This window comes from Methanoculleus oceani (assembly GCF_023702065.1).
GTDB classification, from domain to species: domain Archaea; phylum Halobacteriota; class Methanomicrobia; order Methanomicrobiales; family Methanoculleaceae; genus Methanoculleus; species Methanoculleus oceani.
Window position 1 is genome coordinate 748,189 of record NZ_QFDM01000001.1, and the last position, 14,295, is coordinate 762,483.

17 protein-coding genes and 1 tRNA gene are annotated in these 14,295 nt (G+C 62.0%); 9 read left to right on the plus strand and 9 right to left on the minus strand.

Annotated elements, in window-relative coordinates:
• Positions 1–200 precede the first annotated feature (200 nt).
• Together DIC75_RS03855 and DIC75_RS03860 are read left to right on the plus strand one after the other, a co-directional pair.
• Positions 201–884 carry a helix-turn-helix domain-containing protein gene (locus DIC75_RS03855; RefSeq protein ID WP_250986681.1) on the plus strand — a complete coding sequence of 228 codons (684 nt, stop codon included), beginning with the start codon at positions 201–203 and terminating at the stop codon, positions 882–884.
• 394 nt (positions 885–1,278) lie between these two features.
• Positions 1,279–2,034, plus strand: a complete 756-nt coding sequence (locus tag DIC75_RS03860; RefSeq protein WP_250986682.1) for a TrmB family transcriptional regulator — start codon at positions 1,279–1,281, stop codon at positions 2,032–2,034.
• Positions 2,035–2,175: 141 nt separating this feature from the next.
• Here DIC75_RS03860 and DIC75_RS03865 read toward each other — a convergent pair whose 3' ends face one another.
• From DIC75_RS03865 to DIC75_RS03880, 4 genes are all read right to left on the minus strand, one after another.
• Positions 2,176–2,523, minus strand: coding sequence for a HepT-like ribonuclease domain-containing protein (locus DIC75_RS03865; protein ID WP_250986683.1), 348 nt, complete (start codon positions 2,521–2,523; stop codon positions 2,176–2,178).
• Positions 2,516–2,809 carry a nucleotidyltransferase family protein gene (locus tag DIC75_RS03870; RefSeq protein ID WP_250986684.1) on the minus strand — a complete coding sequence of 98 codons (294 nt, stop codon included), beginning with the start codon at positions 2,807–2,809 and terminating at the stop codon, positions 2,516–2,518. Before DIC75_RS03870 ends, DIC75_RS03865 begins: the two co-directional genes overlap by 8 nt.
• A gap of 135 nt (positions 2,810–2,944) precedes the next feature.
• Positions 2,945–4,249 (minus strand): serpin family protein, encoded by a 1,305-nt coding sequence (locus DIC75_RS03875; protein WP_250986685.1) that lies wholly within the window; start codon positions 4,247–4,249, stop codon positions 2,945–2,947.
• Positions 4,250–4,469: 220 nt separating this feature from the next.
• Positions 4,470–4,542, minus strand: a tRNA-His gene (locus tag DIC75_RS03880).
• A gap of 361 nt (positions 4,543–4,903) precedes the next feature.
• On the opposite strand from DIC75_RS03880, the gene infB reads away from it, so the two are divergent.
• Both infB and DIC75_RS03890 read left to right on the plus strand, forming a co-directional pair.
• Entirely contained in the window at positions 4,904–6,685 is a 1,782-nt protein-coding gene (infB, locus tag DIC75_RS03885; RefSeq protein WP_250986686.1) for a translation initiation factor IF-2, read from the plus strand.
• Positions 6,686–6,805: 120 nt separating this feature from the next.
• A complete protein-coding gene (locus tag DIC75_RS03890) occupies positions 6,806–7,204 on the plus strand; it encodes a 30S ribosomal protein S6e (protein ID WP_250986687.1) in 399 nt (132 codons plus the stop codon).
• Between the two features lie 77 nt (positions 7,205–7,281).
• Here the strand turns inward: DIC75_RS03890 and DIC75_RS03895 are convergent, their stop codons facing one another.
• Positions 7,282–8,280 (minus strand): radical SAM protein, encoded by a 999-nt coding sequence (locus DIC75_RS03895; RefSeq protein ID WP_250986688.1) that lies wholly within the window; start codon positions 8,278–8,280, stop codon positions 7,282–7,284.
• 443 nt (positions 8,281–8,723) lie between these two features.
• On the opposite strand from DIC75_RS03895, the gene DIC75_RS03900 reads away from it, so the two are divergent.
• A complete protein-coding gene (locus tag DIC75_RS03900; RefSeq protein WP_250986689.1) occupies positions 8,724–9,224 on the plus strand; it encodes a GNAT family N-acetyltransferase in 501 nt (166 codons plus the stop codon).
• Between the two features lie 16 nt (positions 9,225–9,240).
• Here the strand turns inward: DIC75_RS03900 and DIC75_RS03905 are convergent, their stop codons facing one another.
• Both DIC75_RS03905 and DIC75_RS03910 read right to left on the minus strand, forming a co-directional pair.
• Positions 9,241–9,708: a DUF2240 family protein gene (locus DIC75_RS03905; RefSeq protein ID WP_250986690.1), complete on the minus strand. Its 468-nt coding sequence runs from the start codon at positions 9,706–9,708 to the stop codon at positions 9,241–9,243.
• Positions 9,705–10,127: a hypothetical protein gene (locus DIC75_RS03910; protein ID WP_250986691.1), complete on the minus strand. Its 423-nt coding sequence runs from the start codon at positions 10,125–10,127 to the stop codon at positions 9,705–9,707. Before DIC75_RS03910 ends, DIC75_RS03905 begins: the two co-directional genes overlap by 4 nt.
• Before the next feature lie 90 nt (positions 10,128–10,217).
• Between DIC75_RS03910 and DIC75_RS03915 the strand changes: the two genes are divergently transcribed.
• The gene (locus tag DIC75_RS03915; protein WP_250986692.1) at positions 10,218–11,657 is read left to right on the plus strand and encodes a bifunctional metallophosphatase/5'-nucleotidase; all 1,440 of its coding nucleotides are present in this window, start codon (positions 10,218–10,220) and stop codon (positions 11,655–11,657) included.
• The gene (locus DIC75_RS03920; protein ID WP_250986693.1) at positions 11,654–11,992 is read left to right on the plus strand and encodes a DsrE family protein; all 339 of its coding nucleotides are present in this window, start codon (positions 11,654–11,656) and stop codon (positions 11,990–11,992) included. Before DIC75_RS03915 ends, DIC75_RS03920 begins: the two co-directional genes overlap by 4 nt.
• 15 nt (positions 11,993–12,007) lie before the next feature.
• On the opposite strand, the gene DIC75_RS03925 is transcribed toward DIC75_RS03920, so the two are convergent.
• Positions 12,008–12,385 (minus strand): 30S ribosomal protein S8e, encoded by a 378-nt coding sequence (locus tag DIC75_RS03925; RefSeq protein ID WP_250986694.1) that lies wholly within the window; start codon positions 12,383–12,385, stop codon positions 12,008–12,010.
• A gap of 106 nt (positions 12,386–12,491) precedes the next feature.
• On the minus strand, positions 12,492–13,139 hold the full coding sequence (gene hypB / locus DIC75_RS03930) for a hydrogenase nickel incorporation protein HypB (protein ID WP_250986695.1): 648 nt from the start codon (positions 13,137–13,139) through the stop codon (positions 12,492–12,494).
• A 55-nt stretch (positions 13,140–13,194) separates the two neighbouring features.
• Between hypB and DIC75_RS03935 the strand changes: the two genes are divergently transcribed.
• Complete coding sequence (locus tag DIC75_RS03935; RefSeq protein ID WP_250986696.1) at positions 13,195–13,467, plus strand: signal recognition particle subunit SRP19/SEC65 family protein; 273 nt, start codon at positions 13,195–13,197, stop codon at positions 13,465–13,467.
• Positions 13,468–13,469: 2 nt separating this feature from the next.
• On the plus strand, positions 13,470–14,114 hold the full coding sequence (locus DIC75_RS03940) for a histidinol phosphate phosphatase domain-containing protein (RefSeq protein WP_250986697.1): 645 nt from the start codon (positions 13,470–13,472) through the stop codon (positions 14,112–14,114).
• The last annotated feature ends 181 nt before the right edge of the window (positions 14,115–14,295 follow it).

Here is a 14,295-nt window from a genome sequence, read left to right on the forward strand (position 1 = left end):
GGGGGTACTGTTTCTGTGGGACCGGAGATGAACTTACTGCAACCCGGACGGGGACTGGTACCGGGATCCGGTGCCCGGACAGGATTCTTTGCAGCCGGTTCTCGTGTGCTTCCCATATCGATCAGTATTGGAGAGTCCGGGGGTTCAAGATTCTCCCGTATATGTACGGGTTTTATATGCGGCAGGGTTCCACACGATGTATGCGCAAGATGACCGTCGAGGTCTGCCTGAAGGATCCGCTGATGGGCATGCCCCCCGACGCAGAGGATCTCAACCGGGCGGTGAACGACCTCCTGGACAGGGTCGAATCCGTGAACGTCCTCGAGCTGCTCAAGATGAACTTTGAGCGGGGGGAGGAGACGGTGGTCGCCGAGATCACGATGAAAGAGGGATACACCGCGGACGACCTTGAGTTCCCGGAAATCCTCGGGTCTCTTGAGGTGCTCAAGGCCGACGGCCGGACCTACACCTGTCTTGTGCGGTACGTCATCCGGGACGAGTTCCTGCTGGAGAAGATGCGCGAATTCGACCTGGACGTCATCTGGGCCTCCCCCATATACAAGTCCCGCGACCTGTTCGTCCACACCTGCATCGGCGACGCCGAGAACCTGAACAAGATCCTCCGTCTCATGTCCACCTACGGGGAGGTCCGAAACGTCATCTTCGAGGAGGCAACCTTTTCCGGGAACGATCCGCTCTCGCGGCTCACTCCCCGGCAGAGGGACCTTTTGATCGCGGCAAAACAGTATGGCTACTACGAGTATCCGCGCAGGATCAACAGCCAGCAGCTCGCGGAGAAGGTGGGCATCAGCAAAGCCACCGCGATCGAGCACCTGCGAAAGGCAGAGGCACGGCTCATCTCCACGCTCCTTGCAGGGTACTGACGGCAGGCGTCGCCTGCCCCGATACACCATAGAAACATCCCCGGGAAAGCGGTTCGGGCGGCGGCTCGGCCACGCACAAGCCCGCCGCCGGATACGTTCCAGAGCATGTTGATGACCTATCTTGGTCTTCGTAGGATATTCCTATCCGGATCTGTTCGTTTGGGTGGTATCGCTCTTGCGTGCTGCTCTCATCCGTCCTCGTCAGAGCAGCCTTTCTCGAAGGCGGGTATGGCCCGGCCCGGCGTTCCGGCCCGTTCGGTGTGGGGCGGTGTATGCCCGGCCTCTGGCGGGCGGTTGCTCCGGTGGACGGTCTCGCGAGGAGATGGTTCTCTCTCGCTGTTCTAGCCGTCTCTCTTCGGAAACCATAAGTGTGTTGCAACTCAATAGAGGTGCAATGACTTCGGAGATTGTCCCCGGGCTCCGGGCTCTCGGAATGAACGAGTACGAGGCGAACGTCTACTCCACGCTCGTCGGGTTGCAGAAAGCGACCGCGCGGGATATCCATGAGGTGAGCGGGGTCCCCAGGGGACGGATCTACGAGATCTTGAACGACCTGGCCCGGCGGGGGTTCATCGGTGTGGAAGAAGGTTCTCCGGCCTCCTACTACGTGCTCGACATCGACGTGGTCTTCGATCGGCTCAAAGACGATTACATCCGTTCTCTCAATGAGACACGCGAGGCGTTGAAGAGCCTCTCGGTCAAACCGCGCCTCCCCCCTGTCTCGTTCTTCATCCTCCGGAGCGGCTGGGCAATCGACAACCATATCTCCTCGCTCTTCCGCCGGGTGAAGAAGAGCATGGTGATCCTCTGCCACAACCCCGAATTTCTCCAGAGATACTACACGGTCATCAAGCCGCTTGAGAGGAAGATCGATCTCTACGTGGTCGTACGGAGAAAGGAGGACTACGCAGACATCAACCTTCCCATCTACGAGGCCGGAGGAGCCGTCATCGACCTCCTGGACGTCCGGCCGGTGAAAGAGTCCGTGGTAGACGGCGTGAGGACGGACGAGTGTGCGATCCTGGCCGACGGCCGGGACTTCCTCGCCATCGCCACCGCGGGGTCCGGGCGGCACGCGGTGATCGGCTCGGAGATGCCGCTCATCAACTATCTGCAGAAGACGATCGTCGAGCGGCTCACTGAGACGTGAGGGGGCGACCGGCCGGGCCGGACCCTCTCTGCATGAGGGTGCCCGGCACCGTTCTGCAATGGCAACCCTTCAGGCCCGGGGAATAGGCGTGCAACCGTCCGGACGTATTTGCCACCTGCACTCTGTTCAGCAGTTCCCGTCTCATTCGTCCGGGATCCGGACTGTCTTCAGCCGTTCCCGTAGCACAGGTATATCGGACCGTGCCGTCTCCCAGACGATCTCAAGACTGACACCGAAATAGTGATGGATGAGTTCGTCCCGCATTCCGGCGATGAACCGCCACGGAACCTCGGGGTGCCGCTTTTTAAACGACTCAGGGAGGCCCTTTACCGCTTCTCCGGGGATCTCCAGGTTCCTGACGACCGCATCCTGTGTCCTGATATCGGCAATGAACTCGTCGTATGTCATCTCAGAGGTGTATAGAAGGATGCGTTCGACGGCCTCAGTGATGTCACCGCAGAGGGGGCGGATCTCCGATCGTTCAGGCATAAGCGACCTCAGTGGCCACCCGGTCACGGATCAGCGGCTTGAGGGCATCGGGGGTCACCAGGTCGACGGGGGCATCGAGTGCGGCTGAGAGGTACTCTTCGAGCTCGATGAAAGTGAAGAACCCGACCGGCCGGGAGAACTCAACGAGGATATCGATGTCACTCGTCTCGGTCTGCTCGCCACGTGCGACCGAGCCGAAGATGCCGATCCGGCTGACGCAGAACCGTGCAGCAATATCACCCTTGAGGCGCTGCAGGGTCGCGAAGACTTCTTCCCGGGATTTCATGGATACTGATATTCTGGTGGGGAGGTATTAATGGGTTGCTGCGATGTGAGAGGACGGCGTCCGGGCCGCCCCCGGGCATCCGCTGTCGCCGACAGGGGGGTGTAGGGGCGGCCCGTCCCCCTCTCCTTCCGCACCTTACGGGCTCTCCGGGTTTGCGACCCGTCCCATAAAGAGGATCGTGCCGGAATCCTCCTCGACGATGAGGAAGACGAACGGGTGGTCCGCCCGGAAGACGGGTGTGAAATCCTCGACCGGCGCGCTCTTTAAGTTCACGACGACCCCGGTTGCCGCCGCGGCCTCGGTGCCTTCCTCGTTCACGTCGACGAACGCCTTATGAACGACCTCGCTGATGAAGAGCATATCCGTGCCGTCCATCCCCGAGAGGTCGGCTTCACCGGTGAACGCCGTCGGCATCCCCATCGCCGCAAGCGTCGGCGGGAGGCTGTACTCCGTCTCAAGCGTGAACTTCGGGAAGAAGACCCTGACGCGCTCGCGGACCAGCGACTCCCGCAGTTCGGCGAGCGTCTCCGCGTCCAGCGCCTCCTCCGCAGCCGTCAGGTTGTCTTCCTTTGGGAGGAGGACGAGCATCGAGAGTTCCGTTCCGTTCCCGTGCGCGTACGGCATCTCAAGCGCCTGGAGGGTGTCGGTCTGTGCATACCCGTAGACGGCGTCCTCGTCCGTCCGCTGCATCATCCTGACCTGCACGGTCTCGTTTTCGGCAACCCGGAACTCCTCTTCCGTTGTCTCGTTTGCGTCGAACTGTTCGACCCAGGTACCCTTGAAGTAGATCGCGTTCGTGATCACGAGCCGGGTCAGCGGGTTGATCGAACCGGCTGGGAGGAGGTCGCGGATCTTATCTTCGGTCCGCTCCTCCACCCAGCGGTTGATCGTCTGCCGTGACGCTTCGGGGTTGTTGACGAAGTCGAGGTTCGTGGCGTTTGCCGAGTACCACCGCCCGGCGGTCTCAATATACTCCGGGAGGAACGGGTAAGTCTCCTCCGCCCAGAGGGCGTTTGCCGTGCGGAGAGTGTAGTTCGCGTCCCCGCTGTTCAGGGCGGCATCAAGCCCGGCAAACCCCGCCCGCCGGAGGCTCTCGTTCTCCGGGAGGTGCAGCACCGATCCGATCTCGTCGGCGGTCGTGCCCCGGGCGCCCTCGTAGGTGATCGCGAGGGCCGACGAGATGCTGTAGGGCGAGAAGAAGAGGTTCTGGCCCGCGTATTGCGGATCGCCTGCAAGTTGCCGGTAGAGGTCGGCCGCGAACCGGTTGTTTCCCGCCGCCACGCTGCCGTCCGGTGCCGTCCGGTTATCCGGCGTCTCCTGCCCCTCGACAGGGGCGGAATCCGCAGATGTCGTCCCCGGCATATCGGTGCACCCCGCGGCGATACTGCCGAGCGCGATGAATGACGCCAGGACCAGTAGGCCGATAACGTTTCTGTCCATGGTGTGCGTTATGGGATGCCGGATAGTTATACCTGGCGTTGACGACGAATCGTTTCGAAGTCTTGCGTCCGGCGAGTTCCGCTGCCCGGCCACCCCCTCGGAACCAGAATGGCAAACCCGGCTGCAGGTCCGGAAAGGTACTTTCTGGTCCCTCTCTCCTGGTGAGAGGATCAGGAGTATTCGGAGATGATCTGGATAAGTTCGAACGTAAAATAAAGAAGGCCAGGGCCGAGATTCGAACCCGGGTCGAGGGATCCACAGTCCCTTAGGATAACCGACTACCCCACCCTGGCAAGGTACTCATTATAGTTGGTAGCCGGATTTGATTAAGGTATCTCTCCATCATGCTGTACAATATCCCGTTCCGGGGGTCGCGGACGCACCACCGGCCCGGATCGCCGGCGGCCCCGCGATTCGCCGGGCATCCTGCTGCCGCAGTGCCGGTTCGACTGCCGTCGTCCGTAGCAGGACACGTGTCGGGGTGAATTATTAATAGACTCCATGTTCTATAACGTACCAGTGTTCCGGGTGCCGGACGGCGCCCCGGGGGTAGGGGAATCGCCCATTCTATGGCGTGGTTCAGCAAAAAACGGTCAATATTCCAGGTTTTTTGGGTTTATTCGTCCATACTTTATATACCGGAAGGTGATTATCATGGCAAAGCAATCAGCGATCAGGACCCCCATCGTCTGCGTGATGGGCCACGTAGACCACGGCAAGACATCGCTCCTGGACAGGATCCGGGGCTCGTCCGTGGTATCCACCGAGGAGGGCGCGATTACGCAGCACATCGGCGCCACGCTCGTTCCCATCGACGCGATCACCCGCATGGGCGGAGCCCTGAGTCAGGTCAGCGTCAACATCCCGGGCCTCCTCTTCATCGACACCCCCGGGCACCACGCCTTTACCACTCTCCGTGCGCGCGGCGGGGCGCTCGCCGATATGGCGATCGTCGTGGTTGACATCAACGAGGGCTTCCGCCCCCAGACGATCGAGGCGCTCCAGATCCTGCGCAACTACAAGACGCCGTTCGTCATCGCGGCGAACAAGGTCGACCGCATCCACGGATGGCGCGTCCAGGAGGGCCAGCCGTTTAAAAAGACGTTTGCACAGCAGAACGAGCGCGTCCAGGGCATGCTCGAGACGAAGGTCTACGAGCTCGTCGGTAAACTCTCCGACCTCGGGTTCAGCTCCGAACGGTTCGACCGGGTCTCGGACTTTGCACGGAACATCTGCATCGTGCCGACGAGCGCCATCACCGGGGAAGGCATCTCCGACATCCTCATGGTGCTGATCGGGCTCGCCCAGCGTTACATGACCGAGAACCTCAAGGTCAGCGCCGACGGCCCCGGTGCCGGCACCGTGCTCGAGGTGAAGGAGGAGCGGGGGCTCGGGATGACGCTCGACGTGATCCTCTACGACGGAATCCTCAAGGTCGGCGACGAGATCGTCGTCGCGGGAAACGACCAGATCATCGAGGCCAAAGTGCGTTCGCTCTTAAAACCCCGGCCCATGAGCGAGATCCTGATCGAGGAGCGGTTCGAGCGGGTCAAGTCCATCACCGCCGCTGCGGGTATCAAGGTCGCCGCCCCGAAACTCGACGGGGTCATCGCGGGCTCCCCCCTCCGGGTCGTCCGGGGTGGAAACCGGGACGAGATGATCGAGCGGGTCCGGCATGAGGTCCAGGACATCCAGGTGAACCTCTCCGATATCGGCGTCATCATCCGGGCGGACACCATCGGCGCCCTCGAAGCGCTCTCCAAGGAACTCGAGAGCCACCAGATCCAGGTGATGCGGGCCACCGTCGGGCCGGTCACCCGGCACGACGTCATCGAGGCGGGGACGATCAAAGACCCCCTCTACAGCGCGATCATCGCCTTCAACACCCCGGTTCTGCCGGACGCTGTCGACACCCTGGCGGACACCTCGATGTCCCACGTCAGCATATTCGAGGGTGGGGTCATCTACCAGCTCCTCGACGACTACGTCGAGTGGCGCGAAGAGAAGAAACAGGAGCTCGAGCGGCAGAAGTTCGAGAAACTGATCATGCCCGCAAAGATCCGGATCCTCCCGAACTGCGTCTTCCGGCAGAGCAACCCGGCGGTGGTCGGCGTCCGGATCCTCGGGGGAAAACTCCAGAGCGGCGTCGACCTGGCCCTCCCGAACGGCAAGAAGGTGGGCCGGATCAAACAGATCCAGGCGAAGAACGAGACGGTCCAGGAAGCGGAGGCAGGCAAGGAGGTGGCGATCTCGATCGAAGGCCCAACGGTCGGCCGCCAGATCAACGTCGACGACGACCTCTATGTGGACGTTCCGGAGCGGCACGTGAAGGTGATCGAGCGGGAGATGATCAACCAGTTGAGCCCGAGCCTGCGGGAGACCCTCGAGGAGTTCACCACCTTGAGGCGCCGGGAAGACCCCTTCTGGGGCAAGTGAACTGCCCCGCCTCCCCGGTGCGGGGCTTCTCCCGCCCGGCATTCTCCTTCAACCCCGTAAAGGTAGTCTTTTAATACCATATTCTCAAATTGTATAGGTACTTTCGAAGGAGTCGTCAACATGGCAGATTTCAAAATCATTCTATCAGAACCGGAGACCGGGCGCTCGTATAAGGTTGATGCGACCGGCCCCGCCGCAGGAGCGCTCATCGGCAAGCGCATCGGTGACGAGATCGACGGGGGCATCCTCGGCTTCGCGGGCTACACGATCCAGATCACCGGCGGCACGGACAAGACCGGCATTCCCGCACGCCGCGACCTTCCCGGACCCGCAAGGAGGAGACTCCTCCTCTCCGAGGGCGTCGGGTTCCACGCGACCATGGACGGAGAGCGCCGCAGGAAGTCGGTGCGGGGCAGCGAGATCAGCGCCGATTTCGTCCAGATCAACGCCGCCGTGAAGCAGAGCGGCGCAAAACCCCTGGCCGAATACTTCAGCCAGCCCGAGGCGGCTGCTGAATAAATCAGCACCCTTTTTTCCGGAAACCTTTCGTTCCCGCAGAGGCCCCGGGACGCTTCGCCCGGCAAGGGATAGTTGTTCTACCGGCCGCGCCAGGGTTCCCTGAGCGTGGCGGGACAGCGGTCGCGGAGGGGGCACGCCCCGCAGTTGCGGGGGTGAGTGGGGCACCCGCACGCCGCGGCATACGCGGCGGTGAGCGCCGCTCCCGGCTCTCCCCCGTATGCAGGGGCGAGCCGTGCTGCCTCGACGGCTACCTCGTCCGGCACCGCCTCGGGGTAGTAGCCGCTCCAGGCCACGTCCTCGAGCCCCGCCTTGCGGCAGACCGTGCAGAGGTGCTCCATTTCCCCCCTCGACGGCCCGGGGTGGTAGTAGAGAACGTTGTTCGGCCGAAACCCGATGAGCCGGTAGGGCACGCCCGGGTCGAGCGAGGCGATGAACGCTGCGATTTTGCCCGCTTCCCTGTCGGTCATGCCGGGGATCACCACTGTCCGGAAGACCCTGATGCGGTCTCGCCCCTCGTGCACGAGGTACTCTGCGTTCCTGAGCACCGGGCCCACCGGCGATCCCGTGAGGGCGCGATGGACCGGGTCCGACCATGCCTTGATCTCGAGGGTGATCACCCGGCAGAGGTCGACGATCCGCTCCATCGTTGCCTCCGTCGCGAAGCCGCCGGTCGAGATCCCGATTCCGAGATCGAGCCCCTGCCGTTTCACTTCGGCCGCCACCTCTTCGATGTATGGGAGGTGGATGATCGGGTCGCCGCCCGTAAACCCGATCGTGCGGATACGCCGGCCCCTGTAGGCGGCAATCCGCTCCCGGGCTTCGGCTACCAGCACCGCCGCGGGCACGTGACCGGCGTAGTGCCAGCCGGGGTCGGGGTACTGCGAGATCCGGTAGGCGTTGCAGTGGAGGCAACGGTAACAGCACCCGAGCAGGGTGACGATGTAACTCGCAAGAGAGCCCGAACACATCGTCGCCGCCACCTCCGCCCGGCCGACGCGGCATACCCCACGCTCTCCCCGGAGGCGGTTGACGCCGCACTTCCACTCGCAGAGGCGGCAGGACTCGAGATCTCCCATATCATTCCCTGGCTGTACATGCACGATAACCTTTGGGACGTTGACATGGCCTCAAAGGTGACGTGCGGATCCCTGCTTGGATGGACCGGCTTACGAAAAAAAGTGGGCGAGCGGCAGGCGTGAGTCTACAGAGATACATCCAGTTCCCTGGCGGCCATGGGTGATCAGCTATCCGACATGGGAAGAGTTACGGTTCCCGGGACCCTACCTGATGTTAAAACCTCCTGACACAATGTTAAAGTTATATGACATAACAATGAAGTAGCATGATGTCGTCGGGTGGAGAATATTTCCCCTTCTGGTAAGGTTTTAGGATGAGATCGTTATCTGTAGCTGCCCGGGGTCCGCGGGAGAGGGGGCTCAACACAGTAAGAGGTGCCGTATATAAGGTGGTTTCCCTGGGAAAGCGTCAGATACGGATGGCTTCCGATTATCTCGGGAGCATGATGGTCCGAAACTGGGATAAAATCCCCGGCGGCTACGTCACCACGATCGACCCGGCCGCGCTCCCGGAGGTCCTCAGGATCTACAACGATTTCTGCGGTTGTGGATCGAACGGGTTATTCGGCCGTTACTCAGAGATCTTTAACCAGATCTTCTATGTTGCAAAGTTTGATAGGGAGGTCGTCGGATACTCCACCTACTACGTCAAACCTTCGTTAACGCTCGGCGGTTTCAGGAAGTGCGCCGTACTCTACTCGATGGCTGTTGATAAGGAGCACCGAAGGCAGGGTATCGGAAGACATCTTCTTACCGTCAGCCTCCGCGAGATGCAGTTGAACGGCATCTACGAGGTCGCTCTGTATGTCAGCAAAAAGAACGTCCCTGCCCTGTCGCTCTATACAAAACTTGGATTCGCCGTAGTCGGCGAACTGCAGGATATCTGCAAGGAGGGGGAATCCTGCTATAAGATGCGGTTGGGGCTGCCGACCGCCCTGACCTGAAGGCCGGAGACCTTGCCTACCGATTCTTTGCGGCCGATTTTTCCAGGGCGACCAGTTTGTCCTCGAATGCCACCCCGTACTTCTTCGCGAGGATGACCACCGCCGCCTCCACCCGGAGGTTGCCGTCGAAGTTGTCGGTGACGACCTGGTGGAGTTCGGCGACGACCTCCTGCGGCGGCTTTTCGGTCGCGGCGGCGATCCGCCCGATCAGCTCCTCGTAGGGGCTCTCCGCCGCTGCGAGGACGTCGGAAGTGGGCTTGAACCCGAGCGGTATCGAGACCTCCGCGACGTCGAAGAGCGGCCGGATGGCTCCCCCGTCCACCTCGATGAGCCCTTCCGACTTCGCCCGGTCCAGGAGCTGATTCGCCTGCTCCTTGTTCATCCATTTCCGGTCGATGGCGATGTAGAAGACGAACTCGCTCCTCTGCAGCCGATCTTTGCGCATGTGCTTGAACGGCGCGGCAACCGCAATCTTGACACTCACTCGCAGGCACCTTTAAGCATCTTTCGCAGGTCCATCGCGTCCAGGTCCCCGAGGCGCCCCTCCTTCGCGACGTAGCACTCCGTCACCGGACCCTTGTCGACGATCCGGAGGAAGAAGACGTTCTCCGAGACCGGCAGCCTTGCATCGGGGGTAAGCAGCGTCCTCTGCAGGTCGATCCGAAAGTCCGCCACCTCGGTGACCTTCTCGGCGAGCGGCACCAGGGTGTCGAGATCCAGAAACTGCGTCCGTCCGTCCGCGACCTGGACGAGGGTCCGTTCCTTGACGAGACCTTCGGCGCCCCGTACGGTCGTGTGGGTGTCGTGCATCCGTGCGATGCAGGCAAGGACCTCCCGGAACGGCCGGACGAGTTCGAAATCGAGGTCGATTGATTGGGGGAAACGATGGTATATCCTGCGCATCACTAGAATTGAGGTCCGCGGAACGTAAAAAGGATGTGATCCCGCCGGAGACACAAACGTTTTTTTGCACATCTTCCCCTCCCTGCATCCATGACCGACCACCTCACGCTCCTGCAGATGAACGACTCGCACGGGTATCTGGAATCGCACCAGGAACTCTTCTATGCCGGCGGACCGGCCGGGTACCGGGCGGCAGGGGGGTATGCCCGGATAGCCGCGCTCCTTGAGGGGATCCGTGGTGCGCGACCGGGAAGGGTGCTCGCGTTCGACTGCGGCGACACCATCCACGGGACCTACCCTGCCGTCGAATCGAAGGGCGAGGCACTCGTCCCGGTGCTGAACGCCCTCGGGTTCGATGCGATGACCGCCCACTGGGAGTTCGCCTACGGCCCGGAGCAGTTCCGGAAGGTGGCCGGGAGGCTCGACTACCCGGTCCTCGCCGACAACTGCTACGACGACGCGACCGGGGACCCGGTCTTTCCCCCGTACACGGTCTGCGAGACCGAAGGACTGCAGGTGGGCGTCATAGGGATCGCCGCCACAATCGTCGACAAGGTGATGCCGGAGTCCTTCTCGGAGGGGATCCGGTTCTCCCTCGGGAACGCCGAACTCCCCGGCCATATCGCCCATCTCCGCGACGAGGAGGGGGTGGATCTCGTCGTGGTGATATCTCACCTCGGCTTTCCCCAGGAGGTGAAACTCGCCCGGGAGGTGGACGGGATCGACGTCCTCCTCTCGGGGCACACCCACAACCGGCTCTTTGAGCCTGCGGTCGTCAACGACACCGTCATCATACAGTCCGGCTGCCATGGCTCCTTCCTCGGGCGGCTTGACCTCACGGTCGAAAACAGGCGGGTGACACGCTTCGACCACGAACTCATCGTCGTCGGCGAGGAGATCCGGCCCGATCCCGGCGTCGAGGAGATGGTCGAGGGGATCATGGAACCCCACCGCGAGTACCTCTCCCGGGTCGTCGGGGAGACCCGGACGGGTCTTAACCGGAACACGGTTCTCGAGGCCACGATGGACAACCTTCTCCTGCAGGCGCTCATCGACGCCACCGGTGCCCAGATAGCGTTCTCGAACGGCTGGCGCTACGGCGCCCCGGTGCCGCCCGGCCCGGTCACGGTAAACGACCTCTGGAACATCATCCCGGTGAACCCCCCGGTCTCGACGGTCGAGATCACGGGCCGGGAACTCAAGGCGATGATGGAGGAGAACCTGGAGCGGACCTTTGCGCGGGACCCCTACGAGCAGATGGGCGGCTACGTGAAGCGGTGTATGGGGGTCAACCTCTACTGCAAACTTGAAAACCCGCCCGGGCTCCGTATCCAGGAGTTCTTTGCCGGGGGGAAACGGCTCGATCCGGACGCCGTCTACCATGCGGCGTTCGTCACCGGGCAGGGCGTGCCGCCGGCCTACGGGAAGACCCGCCAGGACCTCGATCTCCGGGCGATCGAGGCGCTCGAACGCTACCTGGCGAAAGGACCCGTCAGCGCCGATCTCCGCGGGAGCGTGACGGCGATATGACCCTCTCCCCGCGGGTCGTCATCCACCTGGACGAGCGCCAGAAGGCGACCCTGGCCCTGAGGAGCGCGAAAAACCTCATCACCGATCTTGCGGGTGTCGAGGTCGAGGTGGTGGTCCACGCCGACGGGGTGGAGGGACTCCGTGCAGGCGGCCCGAACACCGACCTCATGGGCCTGCTCGCGGGCCAGGGGGTCCGGTTCCTTGTCTGCGAGCAGGCGCTCCGCTCCCGGAATTTAACCCCGGAGAACTTCCCCGGCTACGTGGAGACCGTCCCGTCCGGCATCGTGGAACTGGTCGTCAGGCAGGCGGAGGGCTGGTGCTATCTCCGGCCGTGAAAAAAGAAAGGTATCTTATGCCAGCAGAACGGCGTTGACCACGCCGTCCTGGCTCGGCCTGCTGACGATCCGTGCGCGTCCCATTTCGGTCTTGATGATGGCGCCTCTGGTCAGGAGGTTCCGGCGGACATAGTTCGGGTTGGCGCTGTTTGCCTCGACCGTCTCGATCTTCGCCTTCCTGGTCTCGCCGGTTGCGGGGTTCGCGACCGTCGCGTATTCTACCCGGAGCGCCCGGACCTTCTGGTTGCCCCCGTAGGTGCGGACAACTTTCCTGCGTTCTTCACCGATGTGCGTCTCTGCCGGAGCTCTTCCGATCTCCGACCTCTTCTTGCCCTGGGAGGTGTGGTAGCGTCCACCCGACGGCTTCCGTACTGATCTTCCTTGCCACTGCATATGACCACCGAAATACTCTGTTGAGGACGCGATACCCTTTCGAGGGGTAGCAATCTCTCGTTAAAGTGCTATAACTATTCGAGACCGGGATATTTAACTCTGCTGATCAGGCGAGGATCGCGTCCAGCAGCGCCTCGAGCCCTTCCCCGGTCTTCATGTTCGTCCGGAAGACCTTCATCTCCGGGTTGTAGCGGTGCATATCCTCTTCCATCCGGTCGAGGTTGGCGCCGACGAACCCGGCGAGGTCGACCTTGTTGATGACGCCGATATTGCTGCTGCGAAACATCATCGGGTGCTTGTTCACCACATCGTCCCCCTCCGTCGAACTGACGACGACGATCCTCTTCTCGGCGCCCAGCCGGAAATCGGTCGGGCAGACCATGTTGCCGACGTTTTCTATGAAGAGGATATCGATCTCATCGAGCGGCAGGTGCTCGATGGCGTGCTCCACCAGGTGGGCATCGAGGTGGCACTCCTTCCCGGTGTTTGCGTTGTAGGCCGGGACGCCGAGGGCCACGATCCGCCTGAAGTCGTCGTCGCCGTAGACGTCCCCGGCGATGGCGCCGGGGCGGAGGCCCCGCTCCTGAAGCCGCGGCACAAGACGCTCGATCAGGGCGGTCTTCCCCGACCCGATGGCGCCGAGGAGGTCGAACGCCCGGATGCCGTGGGCCTTGAGGAGGTCTGCGTTGGCGTCTGCGATGCGGTTGTTGACATCGTAGATGTCCTTCTCCACATGGACGTCGATATGATGCATGGTACGTACTGTGATCATGATCTGTTTATAGGTTAACCACCCAAACCGTACAGCAATGAGCGCTGAACGCATCCTGTACCCCTGTTACTTCGACGTCACGTTAGAGCGGCGGGAGGGGCGTCGCGTCGCAAAAAATCTCGGCGTGAAGTCCCCGGATCTTCCCGCCATCGAGGCCGTTCTGCGGAAGATGAAGGTCCCGCACCGGGTCGAGGAGCACCACCACCCTGCCCGGTGGGCGGAGCGCGAAGGCCGGATCGTGGCGGAATGGGAAGGGAGCAAGGAAGACCTGATCCGGAAGGTCGCGAGCGGTCTTGCCGGCCGGAAGTGATCATGTACGACCTGCACACCCATACCATCCTCTCCGACGGCGAACTTCTCCCGACGGAGCTGGTTCGCCGGGCTGCCGTGCTCGGCTACGACACCCTCGCCGTCACCGACCACGCGGACGCCTCCAACCTCGCGCATCTGGTGGAGGCTGTGGGAGAATGCCGGGAATCGGCACGATGTTACGGCGTGAACCTGCTCGTCGGGGTGGAGCTCACCCACGTCCCGCCGTCCCTGATCCCGGTATTTGCGCGCGACGCAAAACGGCTCGGAGCCGATATCGTCGTGGTCCACGGCGAGACGGTGGTGGAGCCGGTCGCCCCCGGAACCAATCACACCGCATGCACGTGCGAGTACGTGGACGTGCTCGCACACCCGGGGCTCATAGCGGTCGAGGATGCCCGCGCAGCTGCGGAGCGCGGGGTTGCGCTCGAAATAACCTCCCGGGGAGGGCACAACCGGACCAACGGCCACGTGGTGCGGGTGGCCCGGGAGGCCGGCTGCCGGCTTGTAGTCGATTCCGATACGCATGCACCGTCCGATCTGATGTCAAAGGAGGCACGGTGGGCGGTCGCGCTCGGCGCCGGGCTGACGGAGGCGGAATCGCGGGAAGTCCTCTCTGTGGATAGAAATCGGCTCCTTCAGAAGTGAGATGAAGTATTTATAATTTAGCAAAATGTTTTTATACCCTCAGGGTCAATATATATATGTTACTAAATACTTCCAACTATAGTATCCCCTAGAGGTTGCAGTTTGCGGTTAATCGGACGTTCTGTAAGTGTTTGTGGCAATCGCTTGTTAATCTTGCGATGTGATGCTGCACAGTTGCCCC

What these genes read in the sequence shown, in the direction of transcription:
- infB (WP_250986686.1), top strand. Translation starts at nt 4,904, where the DNA reads ATGGCAAAGCAATCAGCGATCAGGACCCCCATCGTCTGCGTGATGGGC.
- DIC75_RS03895 (WP_250986688.1), bottom strand. Translation starts at nt 8,280, where the DNA reads ATGGGAGATCTCGAGTCCTGCCGCCTCTGCGAGTGGAAGTGCGGCGTC.
- DIC75_RS03940 (WP_250986697.1), top strand. Translation starts at nt 13,470, where the DNA reads ATGTACGACCTGCACACCCATACCATCCTCTCCGACGGCGAACTTCTC.
- DIC75_RS03920 (WP_250986693.1), top strand. Translation starts at nt 11,654, where the DNA reads ATGACCCTCTCCCCGCGGGTCGTCATCCACCTGGACGAGCGCCAGAAG.
- DIC75_RS03870 (WP_250986684.1), bottom strand. Translation starts at nt 2,809, where the DNA reads ATGAAATCCCGGGAAGAAGTCTTCGCGACCCTGCAGCGCCTCAAGGGT.
- DIC75_RS03875 (WP_250986685.1), bottom strand. Translation starts at nt 4,249, where the DNA reads ATGGACAGAAACGTTATCGGCCTACTGGTCCTGGCGTCATTCATCGCG.
- DIC75_RS03890 (WP_250986687.1), top strand. Translation starts at nt 6,806, where the DNA reads ATGGCAGATTTCAAAATCATTCTATCAGAACCGGAGACCGGGCGCTCG.
- hypB (WP_250986695.1), bottom strand. Translation starts at nt 13,139, where the DNA reads ATGCATCATATCGACGTCCATGTGGAGAAGGACATCTACGATGTCAAC.
- DIC75_RS03900 (WP_250986689.1), top strand. Translation starts at nt 8,724, where the DNA reads ATGATGGTCCGAAACTGGGATAAAATCCCCGGCGGCTACGTCACCACG.
- DIC75_RS03935 (WP_250986696.1), top strand. Translation starts at nt 13,195, where the DNA reads ATGAGCGCTGAACGCATCCTGTACCCCTGTTACTTCGACGTCACGTTA.
- DIC75_RS03910 (WP_250986691.1), bottom strand. Translation starts at nt 10,127, where the DNA reads ATGCGCAGGATATACCATCGTTTCCCCCAATCAATCGACCTCGATTTC.
- DIC75_RS03860 (WP_250986682.1), top strand. Translation starts at nt 1,279, where the DNA reads ATGACTTCGGAGATTGTCCCCGGGCTCCGGGCTCTCGGAATGAACGAG.
- DIC75_RS03865 (WP_250986683.1), bottom strand. Translation starts at nt 2,523, where the DNA reads ATGCCTGAACGATCGGAGATCCGCCCCCTCTGCGGTGACATCACTGAG.
- DIC75_RS03925 (WP_250986694.1), bottom strand. Translation starts at nt 12,385, where the DNA reads ATGCAGTGGCAAGGAAGATCAGTACGGAAGCCGTCGGGTGGACGCTAC.
- DIC75_RS03855 (WP_250986681.1), top strand. Translation starts at nt 201, where the DNA reads ATGCGCAAGATGACCGTCGAGGTCTGCCTGAAGGATCCGCTGATGGGC.
- DIC75_RS03915 (WP_250986692.1), top strand. Translation starts at nt 10,218, where the DNA reads ATGACCGACCACCTCACGCTCCTGCAGATGAACGACTCGCACGGGTAT.